Source organism: Streptosporangium carneum (assembly GCF_027922005.1).
Lineage (GTDB): Bacteria > Actinomycetota > Actinomycetes > Streptosporangiales > Streptosporangiaceae > Streptosporangium > Streptosporangium carneum.
In genome coordinates this window covers 52,222-77,882 of sequence record NZ_BSEV01000023.1, presented here as the reverse complement: position 1 = coordinate 77,882, position 25,661 = coordinate 52,222, and the positions used below count along the sequence as shown (strand labels likewise).

The following is a 25,661-nucleotide window of genomic DNA, read 5'->3' as shown; positions in this document are numbered from 1 at the left end:
CCTCCGGGAGTCCGATGGGCTCTTTCGCCCGGGAGAGCCCGGGCGTCTGTCGGTGCTCCGCCCGGGAGAGCCCCGGACGTCCGCTGACGCTTCATCCGGGAGACTACGCGGCCGCGGCGATCATCGAGAGCTTCACGGCTTCGCGCCGTCACCGCGGCGCGTGAGGTGTATGTTACCCAGCGTGATATTTGGTGATCCGGGCGTCATCGTGGCCGACCAGACGTCGCAGGCCAGGACCACGAGCGAGGAATGGCTGCGCGACGCCCGCAGGGCGCGCGCCCTCTCGCTGGTCACACTGGTCTGGCTGGGCGTCGAGAGCGGCCTCGGCATCGCCGCGGGGCTCGGCTCGCACTCGGTCGCGCTGATCGGCTGGGGCGCGTCGTCGCTGGTCGAGGCGCTGGCGAGCCTCATCGTGGTCTGGCGGTTCACCGGGCACCGGACCCACTCGGCGGACGCGGAGGGCAAGGCGAGCAGGGCGGTGGCGATCAGTTTCTGGCTGCTGGCCCCCTATCTGGCGCTGCACGTGGCCTACGACCTGCAGATGGGACACCGGGCCGTGCCCAGCGCGCTGGGCGCGGCGGTCACGGCGGTCAGCCTTGTCAGCATGCCGCTCCTGGGCCTGGCGAAGCGGCGGCTCGGCGCGAGGCTGGGTTCGGCGGCGACCTCGGGCGAGGGCACCCAGAACCTGCTGTGCGCGGCGGTGGCCGCGGGAGTGCTGGCCGGGGTCGCCCTGAACGGCGTCGGCTGGTGGTGGGCCGATCCGGCCATGGCGGTGCTGCTGGCGGCGGTGGCCGTACGGGAGGGGCGCAAGGCCTGGCGCGGACAGAGCTGCTGTCACTGACCTGGGCTTTCTCGCACGACACAGAGATCAATATGCGTCACTTACGGTGATACATGCACCAAGAAGGGTGTTTTGCCACGATAAGCGTTCCCAGTACAGTTCCGTGAACATTGCGGAGAACCTCCGGATAAGGTGACCCGCTAGTTTCAGGACATCGACACCGAAGAGGGCATCGTGAGCGGACGTCACCGGACGGATGAGCTCGACGACGGCTACAACCTGCCTCCCAGGCGGCGCAGACGCGGACGCGCCGCGGTGCTGGCCCCGCTGGCCGGATCGGTCGCCCTCGCGGTGCTGCTCGGCGTCGCCGCCTTCGTGATCATCAACCGGGACCGCGGGTGCATGGGAGGCGAGATCCCGCTGCGGGTCACCGCCTCACCCGACATCCAGCCCGCCGTGTCCAGGATCGCCGAACGCTTCACCAAGGCCGCCCACGAGATCGACGGCGGGTGCGCCGTCGTCACGGTGACCGGGGACGCGTCCGCGACCGTGGCCGCCGGCCTGGGCGGCACCGGCGGCAAGGTCGGGGCGATGGACGTGTGGATCCCGGACTCGTCGCTGTGGGTGACCGGCCTCAGGGCGAAGAACCCGCAGGCGCCCGCCCCCGGGCCGTCGGTCGCCCGCTCCCCCATCGTGATGGTGACCTCGGGCTCGGTCGTCCAGGATCTCAGGAAGAACCTCGGCAGGGTGGGCTGGAGCGGCATGATCGCCGCCGCGAACGTGACCGACCCCGGCGGTCCGGGACGCAGGGTGCGCGTGCTCACGCTGGACCCCTCGCTCAACGCCGCCGGGCTCGGCGCGTTGCTGGCGGCCTCCGGCACGGCCACGGCCTCGGGCGTCGGCCAGCAGGAGCTGGTCGGCGCGCTCAAGACGTTGTCCGGCTCGACCGTCCGCGACCAGGAGGCGCTGCTGGCGAGCCTCGGTGTCAAGGGCAGGAGGATCCCGGTCGGCGTCGCCTCCGAGCAGGGCGTGTGGGCGTTCAACAACGCCAAGAAGCCGCAGGCGCCCGCCGTGCCGCTGTATCCGGCCGAGGGAACCATCGATCTCGACTACCCGCTGGTGGTCACCGCGAAGGACTCCAGGGTCCGCGCGGTCGCGGAGGCGTTCCAGAAGGACCTCGCCGGCGAGGCCGCGGCGAAGGACCTCAGGGACCGGGGCTTTCGCACCCCCGACGGACAGGGCGGCGAGGCTCTCTCCGCCTCGGGCGGCTTCCAGGCGAAGGCTCCCCGGACGCTCAGGACGCCCGACGCCGCGACCGTCGCGAAGCTGTCGCAGTCGTGGTCGCGACTGAACCTCGGCACCAGGCTGCTCACCCTGCTGGACGTCTCCGGCACCATGGCGCTGCCGGTGCCGGGCACGGGCCTGACCCGGATGCAGGCGATCACGAGGATCGCCACGGAGGGCATCAAGCTGTTCCCCGTCAAGAGCGAGATCGGGCTCTGGGAGTTCTCCACGCATCTCGAGGGCCAGGGCGTCGACTACCGCAGGACGGTTCCCGTCGGCCCGCTGACCGAGAACCTGGACGGCGTCCTGCGCAGGGATCTCATCAACAGGAAACTGGCCACGACGAAGGCCGTCGAGACCGGCGACACCGGCCTCAACGACACTCTCGCCGCCGCCTACGAGCAGATGAACAAGGAGTACCAGGGCGACAAGATCAACACGGTGCTGATCCTCACCGACGGCGCGGGCAACGACGACCCCGACGGCGGCGTCTCCAACGCGGAGATCCTGAGGAGGCTGAAGGAGGCGTACGACCCGGAGAGGCCGGTCAGCGTCCTGATCATCGCCTTCGGTCCCGACGCCCCCAAGGGCAAGCGCCAGATGGACGCGCTGGCCAGGGCGACCGGCGGCGACGCCTACATCGCCAAGGACATCGGTCAGGTCCGCACGTTCTTCCTGGAAGGCATGAAGCGCCGCATCTGCGCACCTCACTGCTGACATTCCTCCCCTCGTACGACACACGCCCCACCGGCCACACCTGTCCCAATTTTACCAGTTCATGCCAGTTGGGAATGATATCGACCGGTTAGGACAACCCATGACGGCCAGGTGGCGTCCTACGCGTGTGGGGTCTCGGGCATGGCCCGTGAACGAGTCCGTCTACGGGGAGGAATGTCCGTGCCCGCATGGCCCGCCGTCGGCCGAACCGACGACCGTCACCTCGTCGAGGCGCTCAGGCGCGGCGACGCCGAGGCGTCCCGCGACCTCTACGACTCCTACGCGGAACGTCTCCACGACTACGCCGTCTCCCTGCTGGGCGACCGGGACGCGGCGGCCGCCGTGCACGACGCCCTGGTGGCCGCCCACGAGCTGGTGGACAGGCTGCGTGAGCGCGATCGTCTGCGCCCGTGGCTGTACGCCCTGGTCCGCGCCCGGTGCGGGAACAGGTCCCCGAGCGGATCCCCCACGTCCGCGGCCGACCGGACTCCGGCGCCCCGCGACCACGACGACCCGGGTGAGGGGGAACTGGGCGGGCTGGTGCGCGAGGCGCTGGCCGAGCTGGACGGGCGGGACCGCCAGGCGCTGGAGCTGTCCCTGCGGCACGAGCTGACCGCGGGCGAGGTCGGCCTGGTGCTCGGGCTGACCTCGCGGCAGGCGACGGCCGCGGCGACCCGGGCACGTGAGCACCTGGAGAACTCCGCCGCCGCGGTCGTGCTGGCCAGGGTGGGACGGGCGCACTGCCCCGACCTGTCGGCGATGGTCGACTCCTGGGAGGGCCCGCTCACCACGATGCTGCGCAGGCGGCTGTCCAGCCACATCGGCCGCTGCGAGGTCTGCGCGGAGCTGCGGGACCGGCACGTCTCGGCCACGGGGCTGCTCGACATGGCGCCTCCCGCCCTCCCGCCGCTCTCCCTGCGCCGCCAGGTCGTCGAGACCTGCGTGAACCCGGACTCCGCGGAGACGCGCGCCCTGATCGCCGCCGTGGGCGACCGCCTCGACAGGGCGGGCTTCCCCGTCGCCGCGAAAGGGCGCTCGGGGACGCGCCGCAGGAGCGCCAGGCGCGCGGCCTCCGAGCCGCGGCGCAGACCCGCCCGGCGGGCGAAGTCCGCGATCGTGGCCGCCGTCTGCGTGCTGGCGGTGACGGCGGCGGCGGTCGTGGCCGCCGGCCACGACGTCGCGAGCCGCGGGGACGTGCTCGCCGAGGCGGCGCCCGGCGGGTCGCCCTCGCTCGTCCCACCGGTCTCCCCTTCCTCCGAGCCGGAGCCGGGACCCGACCCCGCGCTCGGGGCCGACGAGGAGCAGGGACCGCCGGAACCGCCCGCGGGCCCGCTTCCCACCCCGACCCCGTCCAGGAACGGAGACGGGGACAGTGACAGCGACGGGGACAGGGGCGGGGACGGGCGGGCCGGCGCGACGGCCCCCGCCCCGACGAAGCCGTCTGCGACCCGGCGGCCCACGGCCGCGCGGCCCCGCGTCACCCGCACCCCCGCCGCCCCGCCGGCGGCCGCGCGGCTGGCCGTGTCATGCCCCACGGAGATCGAACAGGGCTCCGGGCAGATCAGGCTCACCGCCCACAACGCCGTGATCTCCTGGTCGGCCACCACCACCGGCGGGCTCGCCGTCCACCCCCGGCGGGGGCGGCTCAGGGCCGGGGCCATGGGCGTGATTTGGGTCACGGCCTCCGACCCCGAGGAGAGCGGCTCGGGACGCGTCTCGTTCGCCGCCGCCGGAGGCGGCTCAAGCTGCGCGATATCGTGGGAAAGCCCTGCACCGCAGGCCTCCGAACCGGCGGGCGACCCGCCTCCCGAGCCCACGGCGTCCCCCTTGGAGACGGCGGATCCCGAGTCGTAGACAGCATGATCATTTGACCTCGTGCTGGATAAAGCCAGCACATCTCTTTGCGATCCGGTAAACCATGGACTGGGGCCAAACGTCGGCATTGACGTCCATGCGAAGTGATTGATCCCATGAATGGGCGATCGATCACGCCACTACCACCGGGAGCCAGGAGATGTCGACCAACCGCAAGGTGCTCAGATGGGCGCTCACCCTTGCGTGCGTGGCGGGGGCCGTGATCGCGCTGGCCGGGATCGACACTCCGCTCCGCCTCGTCCTGACACCTCTATTCCTTTTGGTGGTTCCGGGCGCGGCGGTGGTAGGACTGTTGCGTGATCGTGACCCTCTTGCGGCACTATCAGTGGGGGCAGCGGCAAGCCTGGTTGTGAACGTCCTCCTTGCCGTTGCCATGTTGTCTTTTGGCGCGTGGTCGCCCCGCGCAGGGGTGGCGACCATCGCGGTGCTCGGCGGGTTCATATACGTGCTACGCGTGTTGTACCGGGGGAGCGGAAGCTTGCAGACCGAACAGGGGGCCAGGTCAAGGTGAACATCGTCGTCGTTCGCCCCGGTGACCTCGGGGAGTCCGAGATATCCCGGTGGCGGGAGTTGCAGGGGGCGGACCCGTCCCTGGACAACCCCTTTCTTTCCGTGGAGTTCGCCCTGGCCATGGACCGTCTTCGCGACTACGTGAGGGTGGCCGTCATCCAGGACGGCGGCAAGACCGTCGGTTTCTTCCCCTACGAGCGGCACAGCTTCGGGATCGGCAAGCCGCTCGGCGGCTTCCTGACCACCTGCCACGGCCTGATCTCGGTTCCCGGGCTGCGGCTGGACGCCAGGACGCTGCTGCGCGCCTGCAAGCTGTCGGTCTTCGACTTCGACCACATGGTGGCCGGCCAGCCGACCTTCGCCGCCCACCAGTCAGACGTACGGCCCGCGCCGGTCATGGACCTGAGCGTGGGATTCGACACCTATATCGACCAGGTCAAGACGAACTCCCCGAAGAACTACAAGACCGTCCGCTACAAGGAGCGCAAGCTCGGCCGCGAGCAGGGCGAGATCCGCTTCGAATGGGACTCCACCGACCCCGAGGTCCTGCGGACGCTGCTGGACTGGAAGTCCGACCAGTACCGGCGCACGGGCCGGGTGGACCGTTTCGCCCAGCCGTGGATCGTCCGGCTGATCGACCAGATGCACGCGCAGCGCTCGGAGACCTTCTCCGGCGTGCTGACCATGGTCTACGCCGGCGACACCCCCGTCGCCGGTCACTTCGGGCTGCGCACCGCGACCACCCTGGTCGGCTGGTTCCCCGCCTACGACACCGAGTTCGCCCGCTACTCCCCTGGCATCATGCACCACCTTCACATGGCCGAGCACGCCGCGAACGCGGGTCTGCACCAGGTGGACATGGGCAAGGGCGGCCGTGAGTACAAGAGCTGGCTGAAGAGCGGCGACCTGTTCGTCGCGGAGGGCCGTGTCTCGCGTCCCTCTCCCGCCGCCGCAGTTCACTGGATGGGCCGTACGCCGGTCAACAAGGCCCGCACCATCGTCTTGGATCGCCCTCATCTGTATCGCTTTGCCGACCGGGTGCTGAAAGGTTTCGGCCGTATGCGCACCTCAGCGCAGAACCAATCAGCCACTCCAGCCGTCAAGGAACCATGGGGCGTGGGCTGACAGGCCCACACCTCGCCGCATCGCACACCGCCCGCCAGGACCCTCCCATGCATCCCTCATCGCATTCGCCATTCCCGCCGTTCATTCAGGCTGTGTCTGGCTCCGGGTCCTCCCGTCAGTCGTCTTCGACGACCGCCCATCCGGAAGGACAACTTTCATGAGTCCCGACATCGTCAAGCACAACACCAAGCCAGCATTGCGAGCGATGCCACCGATTGAGCGGTTTACCCCGATAACCCCGCACATGGCCATCGCGCCCACGGTCAGCGTCGTGGTCCCCGCCATGAACGAGGCGGAGAACCTCCCGCACGTCTTCGCGACGCTGCCCCAGTGGATCGACGAGATCGTGCTCGTCGACGGCAACTCCGTCGACGACACCGTCGCCGTCGCCAAGAGGCTGCGCCCCAACGTCAAGGTGGTCACCCAGAAGGGCAAGGGCAAGGGCGACGCGCTGGCCGCCGGTTTCGCCGCCTGCACCAGCGACATCATCGTGATGATCGACGCCGACGGGTCGACCGACGGCCGGGAGATCATCCAGTTCGTCGGCGCGCTCGTCACCGGCGCCGACTTCGTCAAGGGATCGCGCTACGCGGCGGGCGGCGGCAGCGACGACCTGACCTTCAACCGCAAGTTCGGCAACAAGGTGCTCACCGGCCTGGTGAACAAGATCTACGGCACCAGCTACAGCGACCTCTGCTACGGCTACAACGCCTTCTGGGCGCGTCACCTGGACGCCCTCAACCTCGACTGCGACGGCTTCGAGGTGGAGACCCTGATGAACATCAGGGCGGTCAAGGCCGGGCTCAAGGTCCACGAGGTGCCCAGCCACGAGCGCTGCCGCATCCACGGCGAGAGCAACCTGCACGCGGTCCGCGACGGCATCCGGGTGCTGAGGACCATCATCAGGGAGTGGCGCGGCAACCCCGCCCCCGCCGTCCCCGAACCCACGACCGCCACCCCGGCGGCGGACCAGGGCGCCGCATAGTCATGAAGACCAGTGTCGTCATCTGTGTCTACACCGAGGAACGCTGGGAGGACATCCGGGCGGCCGTCGAGTCGGTCGAGAACCAGCGGCGCAGGCCGCACGAGATCATCCTGGTGGTCGACTACAACGCGGACCTGCACCTGAGGCTCAAGCAGGAGTATCCCGGCGCGATCGTGGTGGAGAACACACAGGAGAAGGGGCTGTCCGGCGGCAAGAACACCGGCGCGGCGACCGCCTCCGGCGACATCGTGGCCTATCTGGACGACGACGCGATAGCGGAACCTGGCTGGCTGGAAGCACTGGAGGAGGGCTTCCAGGACCCGACCGTCGTGGGGGTGGGCGGGTTGACCAGGCCGCTGTGGGCGACAGGACGCCGTCCTGGCTGGTTTCCCCACGAGTTCGACTGGACCGTGGGCTGCACCTATCGGGGCATGCCCACGGAACGGGCGCCGATCCGCAACGTCATGGGCGGCAACGCGGCCTTCCGCAGGGAGGTCATCGGCGGCGTCGGCGGGTTCCACACGGGCATAGGCCGCAGCGTGCAGGGGCGCAAGCCCCGGCCCCTCGGCTGCGAGGAGACCGAGTTCTGCATCCGGCTCGCCCAGCGGACCCCCGGCGCGGTGATGCTGTTCGAGCCGGAGGCGGTGATCGGCCACAAGGTCTCCGCCGTACGGTCCAGGTTCGCCTACTTCCGCTCCCGGTGTTACGCGGAAGGGCTGTCCAAGGCGCTGGTCACGCAGAGCGTCGGCGCCGGTGACGGCCTGGCGAGCGAGCGGGCGCACGCGCTGAAGGCACTGCCGCTGGGCGCGCTGCGCGGCGTCGGAGAGGCGCTGCGCGGCGACCTGTCGGGGCTCGGCAGGGCCGGGGCGATCGTGGTCGGGCTCGCCTGGACCACGTGGGGTTACGCCGTCGGCTCTCTCAGGCTGAAGGTGGCGAAGTCATGATCCGGGTGCCGATCCTGATGTACCACTCGATCTCCGACAAGCCGAACGCCGAGACCAGACCGCTGGCCGTACGGCCTTCCGCGTTCGCCGAGCAGCTGTCCTACCTGAAGGACAACGGCTTCACCCCGCTGACCGTCGCCGACCTGGTCGCCTCGCTGCACAGGAACAACGGCCGCTCCATTCCGGAGCGGCCGGTCGTGGTGACCTTCGACGACGGCTACGCCGACTTCCACAGCGAGGCGCTGCCCGTGCTCGAGCGCCACGACTTCCCCGCCACGGTCTTCCTGACCAGCGGGTGGGTCAGGGACGCCGGCAAGGACGCCGCGGGCAGGCCGCTGGACACGATGCTGACCTGGAGCCAGGCCCGCGAGGCCGCCTCGTGCGGCGTCGAGATCGGCGGCCACAGCCACAGCCACCCCCAGCTGGACCAGCTGCCCGACGACCTGCTCCGTCAGGAGCTGCGCCGCAACAAGGCCCTGCTCGAAGACAAGATCGGGGCTCCGGTCGCGACCATGGCCTACCCGTACGGCTACTCCAGCGCCCGCGTCAGACGCGAGGTCAGGCGCGCCGGCTACTGGGCCGCCTGCGCGGTGAACAACGCGATCGCCGCCGACAGGCACGACGTGCTCGCCCTGCCGCGCCTGACCGTCACCGACGGCACCTCGATGAGGATGTTCGGCCGGGCGGTCGAGGGCAGCCAGGTCCCGCTGATCTACATGAGGGAACGCGTGCTGACGAAGGGCTACGCCGTCGTCAGGCGGACCAGGTACGGCCTGCGCCGAGTCCGCGGCCTCGCGTGAAACACACGTCCTCGGACGTGGGGGGAGGTAGGAGCATGAGCGCGCCGGTAGGCGAGCGGCCCACGGGACGGCTCTCCGGGATGTGGCAGGGATTACTGCGCGACCTGCGCAATCCACTGTTCCGCAATGGTTACGCGCTCATGGCCAACACCGCGATCACCGCCGTGCTCGGCATGGGCTACTGGTGGCTGGCCGCGCAGCTGTACGATCCCGCCGACTTCGGCAGGGGCCAGGCGGTGATCACCGCCATGCGGCTGTTCGCCTCGCTGACGGCCCTGGGGTTCGTCGGGGCGCTGGCCAAGTTCATTCCGGTGGCCGGGCGGCACACGCCCAAGCTGATCGTCAGGGCCTACGTCATCGCCGGGGCCACCGGCGTGGTCGCCGCGCTCGGCTTCCTCATCACGCTGCCGTGGTGGGGGCCGACGTACGCCACGCTCGGCGGGTTCGGCCCCGGCCTGTTCTTCCTGGCCTCGGTCCTGGTCTGGTCGGTGTTCACCCTTGAGGACGTGACGCTGGCCGGGCTGCGCAAGGCCACGTGGGTTCCGGTCAACAGCCTCGGCTACGGCCTGGTCAAGATGGCCATGCTGGTCGGGCTCGCGTTCGCGCTGCCCGACGACGGCATCTTCGTCTCGTGGATCATCCCTGCCGCGATGGCGCTGATCCCGATCAACATCCTGCTGTTCAGGAAGGTCGTCCCCCGGCACGTCCGGCAGACCGAGACCGTCACGACCAGGCCGCTCGACTTCCGCGAGGTCGGCAGGTTCCTGTCGGGAGACTATCCGGGCACGTTGTCGATCCTGGCGAGCGTCTACCTGATCCCGGTCCTGATCGCCGCCAGGGTGGACGAGGTCACCTTCGGCTACTTCTCCATGGCCCACACGCTGGGATCGCTGATCGAGCTGCTGGCGATGAACATGGCCACCTCGCTCACCGTCGAGGGCTCCTTCGACAGGGACCGTCTCGCGTCGAACTCCCGCAGGGCGCTCCGCAGGGCCTTCATGATCATTATTCCGATCGTGGTTGTGACAATTCTCGCGGCCCCCCTGATCCTGCGCGTCTTCGGCGCCGGCTTCGCCGACCAGGGCACGCTGCTGCTGCAGCTGATGGCCGTGGCGGTGCTTCCCCGGGTGCTGATCGAGATCTATCTGAGCGGCCTGCGCGCGATGGGACAGGCCCGCAGGCTGGCGCTCGTCCAGGTGTGCCTGGCGGTTCTCGTGCTCACCGGCACCCTGCTGCTGTTCCCCGGGGCGGGGATGAACTCGGTGGGCTACGCGCTGCTGCTGAGCGAGCTCCTGATCGCCGCGTTGATCTTCCCGGGACTCCGCAAAATGCTCAACGGCGGCGAAACTTCGCAATCATCCGTCACAGCGGGGTCCGCGTAGCCCCCATGATGTTAGACGTGAGGCAACGGCCAGGTAATGACGTGACAACGGAGGCTGCGGAGGCCGCAGAGGTGGAGAACGACGACTCCGCCCGCCCCTCGTCCCCGGAGAGGACGCATGCCGGATCCGAGGACCGGCCCGCCGACGCGACGTCCCCCGAGGAGACCGAGGAGGCCCGGGAGCCCCAGGATGCCCGAGAGGCCGGGGAGACGCCCTCCGAGGAGACCGACACCTCCCTCGAGGGGCCGGCGGAGCCGTCCTCTGAGACGCTCGGCGGCGACGATCCCTCGGCCACCGCCGTCTTCCGCATCCCGGTCCGCAAGACGCCGCCCTCAGCCCCCGGGCCTCGGGAGGAGGCCCCGGAGGGGGACGACTCTCCCGAGGGGCGCGTCCCGCGACCGGACTCCCCCGAGGCTTCCGAGACCGACGGGGCCCGGGAGTCCCGGGGAGAGGCCGACCCCGCCGAGAGCGAGGAGACCTCCGACGACCGGGAGGCCCCGGGCGACCGGGACGCCGCCGAGAGCGCGGAGGACCCCGAAGATCCGGAAACCGCCGACGCCGGGGAAACCCCCGGCGGCCGGGACGCCCCTGAGGGCGCGGAGGACACCGGAGACCCCGAAACCGCCGGCGACCGGGACGCCGCCGAGAGCGCGGAAGGTTCCGGCGGCGGGAACGCCCCGGGCGAGCCGGACGCCCTCGAGGCCGCGGAGGGTTCCGGAGACCCGGACGCCCCGGAGGACCCGGACGCCCCGGACGACGACACCTCGATCCTGGCCGTCTCCGTGATCGACGTCTCCGTCGTGGACGCCTCCGCTTCCGGCCTCTCCGGCCTCTCCGGCACCGAGGGCTCGCTCGTCGACGCCTCGGTCACAGACGCCTCCATCGAGGACACCTCGGTCATCGACGTCTCCGGGATCGTCAGGGACCTCGGGAAGGCCAAGGACGAGGAGGTGAAGGACGAGGAGACGGAAACGGACGAGGAGGCCGCGTCGGACGGCGCGGAGACCACGGCCGAGCTGCGCCTCCCCTCGCCCTCCCGCGTCCCCGCCGCCCAGCCCCCCGCCGCCTCGGCGCTCTCCCCCTCGGGCGTCTCAGCCGTTCCCGAGGCCGTCGCGGCGAGCGCCCCGGCCTCCGTCCCCCCCTCCGGGCCCCAGGCGCGGACGGAGAGGATCTCGTGGACGGAGAGGCTGGCGCGCACCTCCGGAGCGTGGCTGCCGCCGCTGCTCACCGTCGAGGGCCTGATCATGTACGTGCTGGCCCTGCGCGTCGCGCCGGGGCCGCTGCGGGGCGTCGACCTGTCCCACATCGACGGCCTCGGCCTGATCTCGGCGCTGCCCGTCACCGCGTTCGCCGCGATCGCACTGATGATCACGGCGTTCTTCGTCACGATCGCGCAGAACACCGACCGCAAGTTCCTGCTGCTGTTCCAGATCGCGGCGATCACCTTCGCCCTGCACGGCGCGGCCGCCCTGATCGAGGACACGCCCCGCTTCCACACGGCCTACGTCCACGCGGGCTTCGTGGAGTTCATCAACCGCACGGGGACCTCCTCCCCCATTCTCGACGCCCGTTTCGCGTGGCCGGGATTCTTCGCCCTGGTCGCGTTCGTCACGAAGGCCGCCGGGGTCACCGACCTGACGATGATCCTGCGCTGGACGCCGCTGCTGTCCAACCTGCTCTACCTGCTGCCGTTCGTGCTGATCCTGCGCCAGGTGGTGGCGACCACCCGGGCGCGTTGGTTCGCCGCGCTGCTGTTCGTCATCGTCCAGTGGATCGGGCAGGACTACTTCTCCCCGCAGGGCTTCACCTACGCGATCTATCTCGCCTTCGTGGCGATCGTGCTGCGCTGGTTCGGCAAGGTGGAGCCCCGCGAGGAGGGCGCGCCGCCCAAGGGCAGGATCCGGCGGCTGCTGGCCCGGCTCGACGGGCTGACCCCCGGCGAGCTCACCCACTCGACCGGGGTGTACGACCGGTCGATCATGCTCATCGTGCTGATCACCCTGTTCGGGACCGCGACGGCCTCGCACCAGATCACGCCGTTCATGATGCTGGGCGCCCTGACCGGCCTGATCCTGCTGCGACGCTCCTCGCTCAGCTGGGGCCTGCCGTTCCTGCTGGGACTGATCGTGCTGGCGTGGATCAGCTACCAGACGGTCACCTTCTGGAGCGGGCACATCGACCAGCTCTTCGGCGGGCTCGGCCGGATCCTGGAGAACCTCCAGAGCAACACCGGCGACCGGATCGAGGGCAGCGACAGCAGGCACGCGCTCGTGCTGATGACCCGTCTCGGCATCTGCGCCGCCATCCTGCTGCTGGCCGCCGTGGGCCTGCTGCGCCGCCTGCGCAGGGGAGTCGGCGACCGGGCCGCCCTGCTGCTGCTGTGCGTCCCGGTGCTCGCGCTGGGCCTGCAGAGCTACGGCGGCGAGATCGGCCTGCGGATCTACCTGTTCGCGCTGCCGGGGGCCTGCATCCTGGCCGCGTACGCGTTCTTCCCGAACCTCCCCGCGGGCACCGCGGAGGCCCCCGAGGAGACGGTGCCGATCCGCAGGCGCAACATCCGCTTCGACCCGCGGCTGACCCGCAGGATCTCCCTGCTGCTCGCCGCGGGATGCGCGCTGGCGCTGTCGATGGCCTTCCTGGTCGCCCGCTACGGCAACGAGCAGTTCGAGCGGGTGTCCAGCGGCGAGGTCGCGGCGATGCACTACGTCTACCAGCACGACGAGCCCAGCGGCCGGGTGCTGTACCTGGTCCCGATCATCGGCCCCGAGGTCACGCCGACCATCCCGTGGGGAGAGCAGGACCTCGGTAAGATCGCTTACGAGCAGGTGCTCGTGGACAAGAACCCGGCCCAGCTCTCCTCGGTGATCGACAAGTTCCGCGTCTCGCCGCCGAACACCTATCTCGTCGCCAGCCGGGGCCAGGCCGCCTACCTGCAGCTCAACCACGGCTACCCCGCCGACTGGGAGCAGCGCTTCCGCGCCGCCCTGGACTCCTCGAAGGAGCTCAAACGGGTCTTCACCAGTGACGCCGCCGCCGTGTACACCCTGCGGAACTACCCGAAGGGCGCCGAGATCCCCGAGCCGCAGCCCCTGAGCGGGCTCGGCGACCGCGGCTCCCCCATGACCCCGATCGGCCTGGGAGCGCTCGGCGTCACCTGGATCTCGCTGTTCGCCTACGAGCTGTACAGGCTGCGCGGCCTCGACCAGTCGGCGAAGGCGCGACGGCGCATCCTTTTCGTCGCGGTTCCCGCGTTCCTGCTGGCCGTGGCGGTGATCGTCGAACGCTTCATCGTCATCGGCTTCAGCCAACTCCAATAGGGCTCCAATAGGGGCGAAAGCCTCCAGATGCCTCCGCCCCCCGGCATACTGACCACTGTTTGCCGGGGGGCGTGTGGTGTCACACGGTACGTTGAGGGACGGTTCGATGGTCGACGGAGAGCAACTCGGCACGGTGAGGACCACCGCACCCGCCCAGCCCCGGCGGATCGCCGCCGTCGACGCCCTGCGCGGGTTCGCGCTGTTCGGCATCGTGGTGGTCAACATCGCCTACCTGGCCTCCGGGTACCGCATGGCGGGCCTGGCCGAGCCCGCCTTCTCCGCGCCGCTGGACCAGGAGGTGCGCTGGGTCGTCACCATGTTCTTCGAGAACAAGTTCTACCTGCTGTTCTCCTTCCTCTTCGGCTACAGCCTCACCCTCCAGGTCGACTCGGCGGCGAACTCGGGGGCGGCCTTCGTGCCCCGGTTCCTGCGCCGCCTGGCCGGGTTGTTCCTGCTCGGCCTGGCCCACGCCGTGCTGCTGTTCCCCGGGGACATCCTGGCGACCTACGCCGTGGTGGGGCTGGTGCTGCTGGCCGTGCGGGGGATCAGGCCGCGGACCGCGGTGGTCGCCGCGGTCGGGCTGACCATGATGCTCGCGATGGGCTTCGTCCTGCTCGCGGGACTGGCGCTGCTCGGCGCCGACGCCTCGGGGACCGTGGCGGGGGGCACGGTGGAGGCGGCCAGGTCCGACGCGGCCCTGCAGAGCTCGGTCTCCATGATCGTCTCCGAGCACCTGCACAAACTCGGCAAGATCGTGGTGCTGCGGGTGTTCTTCCAGGGGCCCGCGGTGCTCGCCGCCTGCCTGATCGGGCTGGCCGTCGGCAAGAAGCGGCTGCTCGCCGACCTGTCGGGGCACACGGCCGCGCTGCGCAGGCTCCAGTGGGCGGGCTTCACGATCGGCGGCGCCGGAGCGTTCGTCTACGCGCACTCGACCTGGTCGGGCGGCGGCAGCGCCTACCACATGCTCGGCCAGGCGGTGGACCTGCTCACCGCGCCGCTGCTGGCGGCGGCCTACGCGGCCACCCTGCTGCGCCTGCTTCCCTCCATGCCGCGCCTGACCGCCGTGCTGACGCCGCCGGGGCGGATAGCGCTGACCAACTACCTGGCGCAGTCCCTGATCTGCTCGTTGATCTTCACCGGCTACGGGCTCGGCCTGGTCGACCGGCTCAGCCCGCTCGTCGTCTCGTCGATCGCCGTGGCGATCTTCGCGGTCCAGGCCGCCTACAGCGCGGTGTGGCTGCGCGGCCACCGTTACGGCCCGGTCGAGTGGCTCCTGCGCTGGTTGACCAACTGGCGCAGGCCCGCCGCCGCGCCGTCGTCCGCGCCTAAGCTCCGCCCCTCTCGCTCCACCTGACCTCGTACGGCTTCAGGTCGAACTTCTTGCCGTCGACCGTCGCGGACGCGTCGGCGTTCGTGGTGTTCACCATCACGAGCTGGCGCTCCTGGGCGAGCACCCTGACCTTGGGGTTGGAGGAGGTGACCGTCTCCAGCGTGACCCCCGTGGGGAACCACTTGGTGAAGCCGCTCAGGACCCCCGCCATCGGCAGCTCGGCGCCCTCTCCGGGGCTCCACAGGCAGCCGGAGCAGTCCTCGCCCGCCTTGCGCTGGGGGTTCCAGTAGAGAGCGGTGGCCGCGCCGCTGGTGGCGAACTCCATCATGGCCACCGTCTGCACGGCGGTGCGGCGCTGCTCGGTCCAGTCGGCGTTGTCCGGCGCGACGTACCACTCGGCCCACCAGACCGGCAGGTCGCCGCTCTTCTGCCTGAGCCAGGTGGTCACGGCGCTGAACTTGGCGAGCGCGGTGAACTCGTCGGGGTGGACGCCGGCGTCCTTGGTCATCGAGGCGCCGTCGACCACGATGAAGTCGGCGCCCTTCTTGTTCTTGATCCAGTACTCGACGGCGTCCAGGTCACGCTGGTCGACGACGCCCCAGGCCCCCTTGAGCTCCGAGCCGCCGCCGCCCTTGTTGCTCACGATCGGGATGTACGGCCCGCCGACCTTGATGTCCTTGTTCACGGCCTTCAGCGAGGTGTAGACCTTGTTGTAGAGCTCGGTGTACGCCTCCGCGTCCCAGCGGTTGGCCACGGGATTCCAGAAGCCCTTGAACTCGTTCCAGACCATGAAGTGCTCGACGGTGGGGTAGCGCTTGGCCACCGTCGCGGCCAGCTTGGCGAAGTCGTCGAAGTTCTCCCGCTTCGGCGCGGTCTCCAGGCTGTTCCAGTCGGTGCGCCCCGACGTGCCGCCCTTCATCCAGTCGGGAGCGCAGCACAGCGTGATGACGGGCACCGCCTGCGACTCGGCCATGAACTTCATCCGGCGGTCGAGGTTGCGGAAGTCGTACTTGCCCCGGACGGGCTCGGGGTTGTCCGCGCCCCAGCCCATGATGTGCTGGTTCTGGACCAGGGGGACCCGGCTGAGGATGTGCGAGGCCTCGTCGGCCACCTCACCGGACTCGGCGTCGCCGCTGAACTCGGTGTGCGTGACGCCCCAGCGCGGCCAGACCGCGGTGGCCGGCGGCTCCTGCAGGACGGGCGCGGGCTGCGCGGGGGGAATCGCGACGACCTGCCCCCTGGGCCTGTCCGGCCTGATCGACATGATGACGATCCCGACGAGGAGCGCCAGCGCGACCAGCCCCGCTCCCAGTGCGATCGGCCAGCCCGGGCGTCGCCGCTGGTGCTGTCCGTTAGTCGGTATCACCGCTCGTCCTCGATCCTGGCCGCTGGTCCTCTGAAGCGTTCCACAGCGACAACCGACGTGACCGCGCCTGGGCGTCGTTCACAGACAAGCGTTATCGACCGTGCCCTCACGCTATCCGGGCTCACTTGCAGAACACTTGAAACTTCTACCGCAGATCCCCGCTCCACCGGTAACCCCCGGTGATCGGCCACGCCCCTCCCGCCAGGGGCGCTCAGCCCTCCAGCGCTCGGCCCTCCAGCGCGCGGGCCGCCCGCCGCAGGAGGGTGGGAACGGCCTCGCCGATGTTCTCGAACCCCTCCCCCACCGTCTTGCCCTGTCTGAACCTGGCGTTGACGCCCTCCGCGATGACCGCGAGCTTGTAGTTGCCGAACGCGACGTAGAAGTCCAGGTCGGAGAGGTCGGCGCCGGAGATCTTCGCGTAGTGGGCGGCGAACTCCCTCGCGGTGAGGAAGCCGGGAGCGGTGGTCACGCCCTCGGCCACCGGGACGGAGGCGCGTTCGGTGTCACCGGGGTCCTGCCAGTAGGTCAGCGTCAGGCCGAGGTCGGCGAGCGGGTCTCCGAGGGTGGACATCTCCCAGTCGACGACGGCGAGGACATCGGGCTCGGGCGAGAGCCGTACCAGCGTGTTGTCCAGCCGGTAGTCGCCGTGGACCAGCGCCGCGGCCGCGCGGCCGGGCAGGCGCTCGCGCAGGCGGGCCGCCAGACGGTCGTGCTCCGGCAGGTCCCGGGTCCTGGACCGCTCCCACTGCCGGCCCCAGCGCTCCAACTGGCGGGTCATGTAGCCCGTGGGGCGGCCGAAGTCGCCCAGGCCCGCCTCCTCGTAGCCGACCGCGTGGACGGCGGCGAGGACCTCGGCCAGTCTCTCCGAGAGGCGCCGGTTCCGCTCGGGCGCGACCCCCGCGACCTGCTCCGGCGTCCGTACGGCCACGCCGTCCACATGGCCCATGAGGTAGAACGGTGCCCCGATCACGTCCTCGTCGCCGCAGAAGGCGACCGGCTCCGGAACCGGGACGGAGGTGGAGGCGAGAGCCGATGTCACACGCCACTCGCGTTTCATGTCGTGGGCGGCGGGCAGCACGTGCCCCAGCGGCGGGCGGCGCAGCACCAGGCGGCGTTCCCCGGTCTCGACGAGGTAGGTGAGGTTGGATCTGCCGCCGGAGATCAGGGAGACCGAGGTCGGCTCCCCCGCGTCGGAGACGTTGACGGCCATCCACCTGACCAGCCGGTCCCAGTCAATGCCAGGGGTGCTCATGGCCACTCATTAGAACGCCGCCGCGTCGGCCCGCGCCAGAGGGAAGCGGACGGATCGAAGGAGTCATCGAAGGAGTCTCCGAAACGTTGTGACCCCGCGCAGCCGCCGACAGTCACGATCCTTTACCGTTACATTACGCGCCGTCCCGCATGCTTGGGCTCACGCACGTCCTGCACGTATCCATGCTGGAAGGCGTCGGGGAAACCGCACACCCCAGTAGGAGCTCATGCGCGTCTCTATCGTCCACCCCCGCGACCTCGCCGAATCCGACATCGAGAGATGGCGGACACTTCAGGGAGCCGATCCCGCCTTCGACAGCCCGTTCCTCTCACCCGAGTTCACGATCACGGTCGGTGACCTGCAGGACCAGGTCCGGGTGGCCGTGCTGCAGGACGGCCAGGACACGGTGGGGTTCTTCCCGTACGAACGACACCCGATGGGCATCGGCAAACCGGTGGCCGCCGGTCTGACCGACGCGCAGGGGCTCGTGCACGCCAAGGACCTGGAGTTCGACCCGCAACGGTTGATCAAGTCCTGCGGTCTGGGGGTGTTCGAGTTCGACCATCTGGTCGCCGGGCAGCCGCTGCTGACCTCGCGGCACACCCTCCACCCGTCCCCGATCATCGACCTGCGGGACGGCTATGATTCCTACATCGAGACGATCAAGCTGACCTCCGGCAAGACGTACCGTTCGACCGCCTACAAGTCGCGTAAGCTCCAGCGTGACGTGGGACCGCTCCAACACGACTACGCCGTCACGGACTCCGCGACGCTGCGGACGCTGCTCGGCTGGAAGACCGGCCAGTACCGGCGCACCGGACGCACCGACCGGTTCGCCCGTCCGTGGATCGTCGAGCTGGTCGAGCGGCTGCTCGCCACGGACACCGAGCACTTCGGCGGGGTCCTGGACATGCTCTACGTGGACGGGCGCCCCGTCGCGGGCCACTTCGGCCTGCGCACCGCGACCACCCTCGCGGGCTGGTTCCCCGCCTACGACACCTCCTTCGCCAAGTACTCCCCCGGGCTGATCCACCACCTCGCCATGGCCGAGAAGGCGGCGAAGGCGGGGATCGAGGTCATCGACATGGGCCGCGGCGAGAAGGAGTACAAGGAGAAGCTCAAGAACGGCGAGTACGAGGTGGCGGAGGGCCAGGTCGCCAGGCCGAGCGCGGGCGCGGGGGTGCACTGGATGCTCAGGGTGCCGGTCCGCAAGGCCAGGGGAACGGTCCTGGCCAACCCGGTCCTGCGCAGCACGGCCGACCGGGCGCTGAAGACCTTCGGCCGCCTGCGCACCTCCCTTCAGTCGTCGTGAGCGCCCGGTGAGCCCAGAAGACCTGGTGGCCGCCCGGACCGGGCGTCGCTGCCTCGCCGTGCCCTCCAACCGGCTCGGCCTCTACCTCGCGCTGCGGCACTGGTGCCTTCCGGGGCAGCGGCTGCTGATGTCGCCGATCTCCGCCGACGAGATCCTCTTCCTGGTGCTGGCCGCCGGGCTGCGCCCCGTCATCGCGCCCCTGTCGCCGGACGACGGCAACATCGACGTCGACGCCGTCGACCTCGACATGGTGGACGCCGTGCTGACCACCAACCTGTACGGCCTGCCCGACCGGGTGGCCGCGTTCGCGGGCAAGATCCTGATCGAGGACGTCGCGCACGCCATGGAGACGACGGCCGGGGGCAGACCGCTGGGCACGTTCGGGGCGGCCGGCGTCTTCAGCCTGTCCAAGCACGCCGGGGCGGGCTCCGGCGGAGTGGTCGCGGTCGAGGACGAGGCGGACCTGCGGGCGCTCGAGGCGGAACGCGACCGGCTGCTCCAGCCCCGCGCGCTCGCGGCCGAGATCCGCTCGGTCCTGACCTCGGTCGCCAGGCACACGGCGGTCCGCCTCAACCTGGTCAGGCCCGCGCTGTGGACGATGCGCGCGCTCGGCATGGAGGAGGAGCGCGAGGGCCACCGGATCGCGACGCGCCCCGACGAACTGGCCGTGGCGATGAAGCGGGTGCCCGAGCTGCCGCCGTTCGACTCCTGGGTCCGTGCGGACCTGCACGACTACCGGACCAGGCGGAGCCGGGTCTCCCGCCGCTACCAGTCGAGACGGCTGCGGGCGCTGCCGGGGCAGCGGGAGCGGCGGATCGCCGGGGTCCGGACGCTGGCCGAGCTGCCCACGGTGGCCGGGGCCGTGCGTGAGCACCTGGACCAGCCGCTGTTCCGGGTGCCGCTGCTGGTCGCCGACCGGGATGCGGCGATCGCGGCGCTCGAGCGGCACGGGGTGGCCACCGGCTACCTCTACGCCCCTCCCTACGACGACTACCTGCCCGGTTTCGTCGAGCCCTCACCCGAGCCCGAGGTCGCGCGGTGGTGGGGGCGGCACGCGTTGCCCGTCGACCCGTTCTACGCCCATCGGGCCATGCCCGTGGTCAGGGACCTGCCTCAGGCGCCACCGCCTCCCGCCGCGCGAACCGGTCGATCAGTTCCGCCAGCACGGCGACCCCCCGTCTGACCTCCTGCAGCGAGGCGGAGCCGTAGCCGATCACGAGGCCGTGCACGGCGGGGACGCCCCCGTGATGGTGGTGGTTCATCACGTCGAGGAGCACGCCGCGTTCGGCCGCGGCGGCGGACAGGGGGCCGACGGCGTGCTCGGGCAGCTCGACCATGACGTGCAGCCCGGCGGTGTCGCCCGTCACCAGCGAGCCGAGGACCTCCACGATCGCGGCGCGGCGGCGGGCGTACTCCAGGCGCATCCTGCGCAGGTGCCGGTCCAGGTCCCCCCGTTCGAGCAGGACGGCCATCGCCTGCTGGGCCGGGCCGCTGGTGCGGTCGCCCAGGTCGTAGCGGGTCCTGGCGACGGCGGCGAGGAGGTCGGGCGGGGCGACCAGCCAGCCGACGCCGATGTCGGGGGCGAGCGACTTGGACAGGGTGCCGAGCAGGACCACCCTGCCGGGGTCGAGACCGTGCAGGGCGGGCAGCGGGGCGACGTCGTAGCGGAACTCGGCGTCGTAGTCGTCCTCGACGACGATCGCCCCGGTGCGGCGGGCCCAGGCGAGCAGGCGTTCCCTGCGGGGGACGGGCAGGCGTCCGCCGAGGGGGTACTGGTGCGCCGGGGTGGTGTACAGCACACGCAGGTCGTCGGGGAGCGCCTCGACGACGACGCCGTCCCCGTCGACCGGGCAGGACACGACCTCGGCGCCTCGCGCGGCGAAGACGTTCCTGGCGACGCGGTAGCCGGGGTCCTCGACTCCCACCCGGTCCCCGGGGCGCAGCAGCGTGGCGGCGACGAGGTCGAGGCCGTTGGCGGTGCCCCGGACGACCATGACGTCCTCGGGGCCGACCGCGACCGCCCTGGCCCTGCGCAGGTGCTCGGCCAGCGCGCGGCGGAGCCTGGGCAGGCCGTAGGCGTCGGGGCTGTCCCCGGGAGGCAGGTCCGCGGCCGCGCGCCACGCCCTGCGCCAGGCCGCCTCGTCGTAGTCACGGACCCAGGGCTGCCCCGGACGCAGGTCGATCACGGGCCCCGCGTGCCCGCCGGCCGTGGCCGGGGCGGTGGGCGCGCCGTCCTCCTGGCGGGAACGCGGGCCCGGGTCGAGGCCTGGCACGCGCGCGGACGGCGGGGGTGCGACGGTCTCCGCGTCCTGCCCCTGCGGCCTGGACGGGATGTGGACGGTCAGGTCCGCGACGTAGGTGCCGGAGCCGTGGCGTCCGTCGAGCCACCCCTCTGCGTAGAGCTGCTGGTAGGCCTCGGTGACGACGGTGCGGCTCACCGCGAGCTGGCGGGCGAGGGCGCGGGTCGAGGGCAACCGCTCGCCGGACCTGATGGTGCCGTCGCGCATGGCGGCGCGCAGCCGGTCGCCGAGCTGTCTGGCGAGGGCCGCGGGGGCCTGGCGGTCCACCGAGAGGGGCAGGTCGACAGAGGTGCGCGGCAAAGTGGTCTCCCGAAGGCGGTGGGAAGTGGCCATGGTTTCCATGTCCACTTCTTCCTAGGTTAGAGCCATGCTCTCCACTACTCCCCGCACCTCTCTCGGCCGTTCCAAGGAAAGGGGCCGGACGAGCCGCGACGACCTGTACGCCGTACTGGACGCCGGGCTGGTCTGTCACCTGGGCGTGGTGGTCGACGGCTCCCCGAGGGTCGTCCCCACCGGCTACGGCCGGATCGGCGACACCCTCTACCTGCACGGCTCGACGGGCGCGACCTCCCTGCGCGGCGACGGCGAGGTCTGCGTCACCGTGACGCACCTGGACGGGGTGGTGCTGGCCCGGTCGGTCTTCCACCACTCGATGAACTACCGCTCCGCCATGATCTACGGCCGTCCCCGCCTCGTGCTGGACGAGGAGGAGCGTCTCGCGGGCCTGCGGGCGATCACCGAACAGCTCGCCCCCGGGCAGTGGGACGCCACGCGCGCGCCGACCAGGAAGGAGCTCGCGGCGACCGCCGTGGTGGCCCTCTCGCTGGCCGAGGCGTCGGTGAAGGTGCGGCAGGGCCCGCCGAAGGACGACGAGGAGGACTACGCTCTGCCGATCTGGGCCGGGGTGCTGCCGCTGCGCCAGTCATGGGGCGCCCCGGAGACCGACCCCGCCATGACCTCTGAGCTGGAGGTTCCCGCGCACGTCGCCGCACGGCCCGCGCCCGGCAGGTAGGTCCCGGCGCGAGGCGTCCGCCTGCCGCACGGCCGTCGATCACTCAGAGTTCTGAGACTGATTTGTGATTGATGAGCGAAATTCAGTGATCTATGGCTAAGCTACGGTCCGTCTGTTATGGGTGGGGGCCCAGACAACTGAGGAGACCGCATGTACGGCACGCCATCAGGCTGGCGAGTCCCCGGATACACCGAGATACGCGAGCTGGGTGCGGGTGCCGGCGGACGCGTGGTGATGGCGCGACACGACGTCGACGGCATCCAGGTGGCGATCAAGTACCTGTCCGACGAGCTCAGGAGCGACGTCGGGTTCGTCGCGCGCTTCCGGCACGAGGCCCGGGTGCTCAACACCCTGGACAGCCCGCACGCCGTCCGGCTCTACGACTACGTCGAGACCGGCGAGGGCGCGGCCATCGTCATGGAGCTGATCAACGGCGTCGCGCTGCGCGCGATCCTGCGCTCCGAGGGGCCGACCGGCCCCGAGGCCGCGCTGGTCGTGCTCAAGGGCGCCCTTCTCGGCCTGTCGACCGCGCACACGGCGGGTGTCGTGCACCGCGACTTCAAGCCGGAGAACGTGATGGTCGAGGCCGACGGGACGAGCAAGCTCGTCGACTTCGGCATCGCGGTCCGCTCGGGCGACGGGGACGCCCCCGCGGGCACGCCGCCCTACATGGCCCCCGAGCAGTGGACGGGCGCCCCCGCCGGGCCCTCGACCGACGTCTACGCCGCCACCGTCGTGTTCTTCGAGTGCCTGACGGGCACCAGACCCTTCCGTGCGACGAACGCCGCCGCGCTGGCCAGGCAGCACCAGAGCGCGCCACCGCCCGTCGAGGAGGTGCCGCCCGCCCTGCAGGGCCTGGTCGAGCGGGGGCTCGCCAAACATCCCGCGGACCGGCCGCCGACCGCCGCCGCCTTCCTCACCGAGCTGGAGGCCGTCGCCGCCGACGCGTACGGCCCCGACTGGCACGACCGGGGCCGCCGCCGCCTGGCAGGCCTCGTCGCGCTCCTGCCCGCGCTGTTCCCGCTGGAGGCCCCGAAGGCCGACACCGGTTCCTCGGTGGCCGAGACGAACCTCGGCGGCGGCGGGGGACGCCGCAAGCCGTCCGCGCTCAGCAAGCTGAGCGTCAAGATCCTGGTCGGCGTCGGATGCGTCGCGGTGATCGGCGGCGTGACCGCGGTGCTGGTCAACTCGGCGGGCACCACCGAGATCGCGCCGCAGAGCCTGGTCACCTCGGAGAGCCCGACCCTCCCCGAGAGCGTGGAGTCGATCATCCCGTCGGAGGAGACCGACGAGCCCACCCAGGAGCCGACGGGCAAGCCTTCGCCGCAGAGCACGACTCCGGAGCCGACCCCGACCGCGACGACGACCAGCGCGGCCACCCCTCCGCCGGTCTCGCCGACCAAGAAGGCGAGCCCGACGCCCAAGCCGTCGGCGACCCGCACCGCCAGGCCGAGCAAGTCCCCCGCGCCCCAGCCCTCCCCCGCCCCCTCCGAGGAGGAGAGCTCAGACCTCGACAGCCCGAGCGCCCCCTCCACCCCGACCAAGTCGGCGACCCCGTCGCCGACCAGGACGACCGCGCCGCCCGCGCCGACGCCTACGCGCACCCCTCCGAGCACGCCCACCGCCACGGCCACCCCGACGAGCAGCCCCACCAGCCCGGAGCCGACGGAGACCTCGACCGACGGGGGCGGAGAGACTCCGACCCTGACCGCCTCGCCCACGCCTCCCGTTGACACGGCCCCCTCGGCGTTGCTGGCGTTCGGTCTGGTGACGAGCGGCGCCGTCCCCCTCACACTGGCCGTGAAGCGACGCATGGCCGGCCGGCACCGCAGGCGGAGGCGGTAGCGGCGGGGCGAGGAAGGCCGTGGAGACCGAACGGCGGAGGCGGCAGATGGCTGGACGGGGGAAGCTGTGAACAGCGAGCGGGGGAACGTCGCCGGGTTCCGGCTCACCGGCGTGAGCCGGACCGGCGAGCTGGGCGTCTGGTCGTCAGCGGTCGCGCCCGACGGGCGGCCGGCGGGCGTGCTCGGGTTCGACCCGCGCTCGATCGCGGATCCGGCGGCGCGCGACCGGCTGGTCGCGGCCGTGGTCGCGGACAGAGGGCTGATCCAGGCGGGCCTGACCGGGCTGGTCCCGATCTCCGACCTGGTCTCGACGCAGGGCGAGGTCTGGCTGCTCACCGCGGTTCCGGCGAGCCCCACGCTGGCCGATCTGCTCTCCTCGGGCGTCCCGCGCCCCGACGCGGGCGGCCTGGCCGCCGTCCTGCTGGAGACCGCGCAGACACTGCTGACCCTGCACGCCGCGGGGCTCGCCCACGGGGCGGTGCGCCCCGACACCGTGGTGATCGCCGCCGACGGGGCGGCGCTGCTCGCGGAACGGGGACTGGCCGACGCGCTGCACGGGCGTCCCTCCCTCCCCGAGGGTGACGTCGCGGCCTGGGCGTCGCTCGCGCGCGATCTGGCCGCGAGCCCGGCGGCCTCCCCCGACACGGCCGGGTTGTTCGAGCGGGCGGCGGCGACGGCCTCGGCCGGTGGGCTCATCCAGGCCCGTGACGCCCTGCTCGCCGGACGTGACCTGCTCCCGCAGGGGTCTTTCGGCCGGGACGGGCTGGCGGAGGCCGCGCGGCGGGAGTCGTCATCCGCTGCGACGCCCCAGACCCGGCAGGACCGGCAGGCCGCCGCCCAGGCGGCCGCGCTGCCCGGCCCCGACGAAGGGGAGATCGTCACACTGCTGCACGTCCCGAGAACGGGCGAGAGCCGTGCCGGGAACGCGGGGCAGGGCACGGGCACGGCGGACACCGCGCCCCCGGAGAGCGGCGGAAACGTGGTCATGCGTTTCGGCCCCGGCGTGCCGGCCGAGACCACGGCGGCGCAGATCTGGCGCGCGGGCCGGGACCAGCAGCAGACCGAGCCCCCCTCGGGCAGGTTGCGCGCGCTGGGGGTCCCGGCCAGACGGCGCCGCCGCCGTACGGCTCTCGCCTCGGCGATCCTGGCGCTGATGGTCGTGGGCATCCTGGCGGCCTGGCTGCTGCGCGGCGCGGCGACCCCGCTGGCGGTCACGGGGGTCGAGACGACCGCGCCGAAGAAGACGCAGGGGTGCGACGCCACGGTCAGGATCACGGGGGTGTTCGCCACGAACGGCTCCGCGGGGCAGATCCGTTACCAGTGGAAGCGCAGCGACCGCAAGGCTCCGATCGTCCAGGAGGACACCGTCTCCTCGGGGCAGACCTCTCACGAGGTGGATCTGCAGTGGACGGTCAAGGGCGAGGGACGCTTCAGGGGGACGGCCACCCTGAAGCTGCTCTCTCCCCTGCCTGCGGACGGAAAAGTCCAGGACAAGGCGAGTTTCACCTACAAATGTCCGTGAGGG

Annotated in this window: 19 protein-coding genes; 16 read left to right on the top strand and 3 right to left on the bottom strand. The window is 71.2% G+C overall.

All coding sequences use genetic code 11. The features are described from left to right. The first annotated feature begins 181 nt into the window (after positions 1-181). The 11 genes from PKF00_RS34055 to PKF00_RS34005 all read left to right on the top strand — a co-directional run bounded on the left by PKF00_RS34055 (position 182) and on the right by PKF00_RS34005 (position 15,074). Complete coding sequence (locus PKF00_RS34055; protein WP_271221820.1) at positions 182-841, top strand: cation diffusion facilitator family transporter; 660 nt, start codon at positions 182-184, stop codon at positions 839-841. Between the two features lie 174 nt (positions 842-1,015). Then, a complete protein-coding gene (locus PKF00_RS34050) occupies positions 1,016-2,782 on the top strand; it encodes a substrate-binding and VWA domain-containing protein (RefSeq protein ID WP_271221819.1) in 1,767 nt (588 codons plus the stop codon). A 180-nt stretch (positions 2,783-2,962) separates the two neighbouring features. After that, positions 2,963-4,636, top strand: coding sequence for an RNA polymerase sigma factor (locus PKF00_RS34045; RefSeq protein ID WP_271221818.1), 1,674 nt, complete (start codon positions 2,963-2,965; stop codon positions 4,634-4,636). Positions 4,637-4,796: 160 nt separating this feature from the next. After that, the gene (locus PKF00_RS34040) at positions 4,797-5,168 is read left to right on the top strand and encodes a hypothetical protein (protein ID WP_271221817.1); all 372 of its coding nucleotides are present in this window, start codon (positions 4,797-4,799) and stop codon (positions 5,166-5,168) included. Next, positions 5,165-6,292 (top strand): GNAT family N-acetyltransferase, encoded by a 1,128-nt coding sequence (locus PKF00_RS34035; RefSeq protein WP_271221816.1) that lies wholly within the window; start codon positions 5,165-5,167, stop codon positions 6,290-6,292. Before PKF00_RS34040 ends, PKF00_RS34035 begins: the two co-directional genes overlap by 4 nt. 244 nt (positions 6,293-6,536) lie before the next feature. Then, positions 6,537-7,277 (top strand): glycosyltransferase family 2 protein, encoded by a 741-nt coding sequence (locus tag PKF00_RS34030; RefSeq protein ID WP_271221815.1) that lies wholly within the window; start codon positions 6,537-6,539, stop codon positions 7,275-7,277. Positions 7,278-7,279: 2 nt separating this feature from the next. Beyond that, on the top strand, positions 7,280-8,221 hold the full coding sequence (locus PKF00_RS34025) for a glycosyltransferase family 2 protein (RefSeq protein WP_271221814.1): 942 nt from the start codon (positions 7,280-7,282) through the stop codon (positions 8,219-8,221). Further along, a complete protein-coding gene (locus PKF00_RS34020) occupies positions 8,218-9,021 on the top strand; it encodes a polysaccharide deacetylase family protein (RefSeq protein WP_271221813.1) in 804 nt (267 codons plus the stop codon). The genes PKF00_RS34025 and PKF00_RS34020 overlap by 4 nt, the downstream gene beginning before the upstream one ends. A gap of 35 nt (positions 9,022-9,056) precedes the next feature. Beyond that, complete coding sequence (locus PKF00_RS34015; RefSeq protein WP_271221812.1) at positions 9,057-10,403, top strand: lipopolysaccharide biosynthesis protein; 1,347 nt, start codon at positions 9,057-9,059, stop codon at positions 10,401-10,403. A 41-nt stretch (positions 10,404-10,444) separates the two neighbouring features. Further along, the gene (locus tag PKF00_RS34010) at positions 10,445-13,720 is read left to right on the top strand and encodes an ICP22 family protein (protein WP_271221811.1); all 3,276 of its coding nucleotides are present in this window, start codon (positions 10,445-10,447) and stop codon (positions 13,718-13,720) included. A 106-nt stretch (positions 13,721-13,826) separates the two neighbouring features. Continuing rightward, complete coding sequence (locus PKF00_RS34005) at positions 13,827-15,074, top strand: DUF418 domain-containing protein (protein WP_271221810.1); 1,248 nt, start codon at positions 13,827-13,829, stop codon at positions 15,072-15,074. Here PKF00_RS34005 and PKF00_RS34000 read toward each other — a convergent pair. After that, complete coding sequence (locus PKF00_RS34000; protein WP_271221809.1) at positions 15,046-16,416, bottom strand: GH39 family glycosyl hydrolase; 1,371 nt, start codon at positions 16,414-16,416, stop codon at positions 15,046-15,048. The genes PKF00_RS34005 and PKF00_RS34000 overlap by 29 nt on opposite strands. 211 nt (positions 16,417-16,627) lie before the next feature. Next, positions 16,628-17,668 (bottom strand): phosphotransferase family protein, encoded by a 1,041-nt coding sequence (locus PKF00_RS33995; RefSeq protein ID WP_271221808.1) that lies wholly within the window; start codon positions 17,666-17,668, stop codon positions 16,628-16,630. Between the two features lie 226 nt (positions 17,669-17,894). Between PKF00_RS33995 and PKF00_RS33990 the strand changes: the two genes are divergently transcribed. Then, entirely contained in the window at positions 17,895-18,980 is a 1,086-nt protein-coding gene (locus PKF00_RS33990) for a GNAT family N-acetyltransferase (protein WP_271221807.1), read from the top strand. Between the two features lie 7 nt (positions 18,981-18,987). Beyond that, positions 18,988-20,163, top strand: a complete 1,176-nt coding sequence (locus PKF00_RS33985; protein ID WP_271221806.1) for a DegT/DnrJ/EryC1/StrS family aminotransferase — start codon at positions 18,988-18,990, stop codon at positions 20,161-20,163. On the opposite strand, the gene pdxR is transcribed toward PKF00_RS33985, so the two are convergent. Continuing rightward, complete coding sequence (pdxR, locus tag PKF00_RS33980) at positions 20,081-21,580, bottom strand: MocR-like pyridoxine biosynthesis transcription factor PdxR (RefSeq protein ID WP_271221805.1); 1,500 nt, start codon at positions 21,578-21,580, stop codon at positions 20,081-20,083. The genes PKF00_RS33985 and pdxR overlap by 83 nt on opposite strands. 67 nt (positions 21,581-21,647) lie before the next feature. Between pdxR and PKF00_RS33975 the strand changes: the two genes are divergently transcribed. The 3 genes from PKF00_RS33975 (at position 21,648) to PKF00_RS33965 (ending at position 25,658) form a co-directional block, all read left to right on the top strand. Next, positions 21,648-22,292, top strand: a complete 645-nt coding sequence (locus PKF00_RS33975) for a pyridoxamine 5'-phosphate oxidase family protein (RefSeq protein WP_271221804.1) — start codon at positions 21,648-21,650, stop codon at positions 22,290-22,292. Between the two features lie 150 nt (positions 22,293-22,442). Then, complete coding sequence (locus PKF00_RS33970) at positions 22,443-24,137, top strand: serine/threonine-protein kinase (protein WP_271221803.1); 1,695 nt, start codon at positions 22,443-22,445, stop codon at positions 24,135-24,137. A gap of 66 nt (positions 24,138-24,203) precedes the next feature. Beyond that, a complete protein-coding gene (locus tag PKF00_RS33965; RefSeq protein WP_271221802.1) occupies positions 24,204-25,658 on the top strand; it encodes a protein kinase family protein in 1,455 nt (484 codons plus the stop codon). Positions 25,659-25,661: the final 3 nt, after the last annotated feature.

Coding starts and splice junctions, on each gene's coding strand:
- PKF00_RS34040 (WP_271221817.1), top strand. CDS start 4,797: ATGTCGACCAACCGCAAGGTGCTCAGATGGGCGCTCACCCTTGCGTGC.
- PKF00_RS34030 (WP_271221815.1), top strand. CDS start 6,537: ATGGCCATCGCGCCCACGGTCAGCGTCGTGGTCCCCGCCATGAACGAG.
- PKF00_RS34025 (WP_271221814.1), top strand. CDS start 7,280: ATGAAGACCAGTGTCGTCATCTGTGTCTACACCGAGGAACGCTGGGAG.
- PKF00_RS34020 (WP_271221813.1), top strand. CDS start 8,218: ATGATCCGGGTGCCGATCCTGATGTACCACTCGATCTCCGACAAGCCG.
- PKF00_RS34015 (WP_271221812.1), top strand. CDS start 9,057: ATGAGCGCGCCGGTAGGCGAGCGGCCCACGGGACGGCTCTCCGGGATG.
- PKF00_RS34005 (WP_271221810.1), top strand. CDS start 13,827: ATGGTCGACGGAGAGCAACTCGGCACGGTGAGGACCACCGCACCCGCC.
- PKF00_RS33995 (WP_271221808.1), bottom strand. CDS start 17,668: ATGAGCACCCCTGGCATTGACTGGGACCGGCTGGTCAGGTGGATGGCC.
- PKF00_RS33990 (WP_271221807.1), top strand. CDS start 17,895: ATGCGCGTCTCTATCGTCCACCCCCGCGACCTCGCCGAATCCGACATC.
- PKF00_RS33975 (WP_271221804.1), top strand. CDS start 21,648: ATGCTCTCCACTACTCCCCGCACCTCTCTCGGCCGTTCCAAGGAAAGG.
- PKF00_RS33970 (WP_271221803.1), top strand. CDS start 22,443: ATGTACGGCACGCCATCAGGCTGGCGAGTCCCCGGATACACCGAGATA.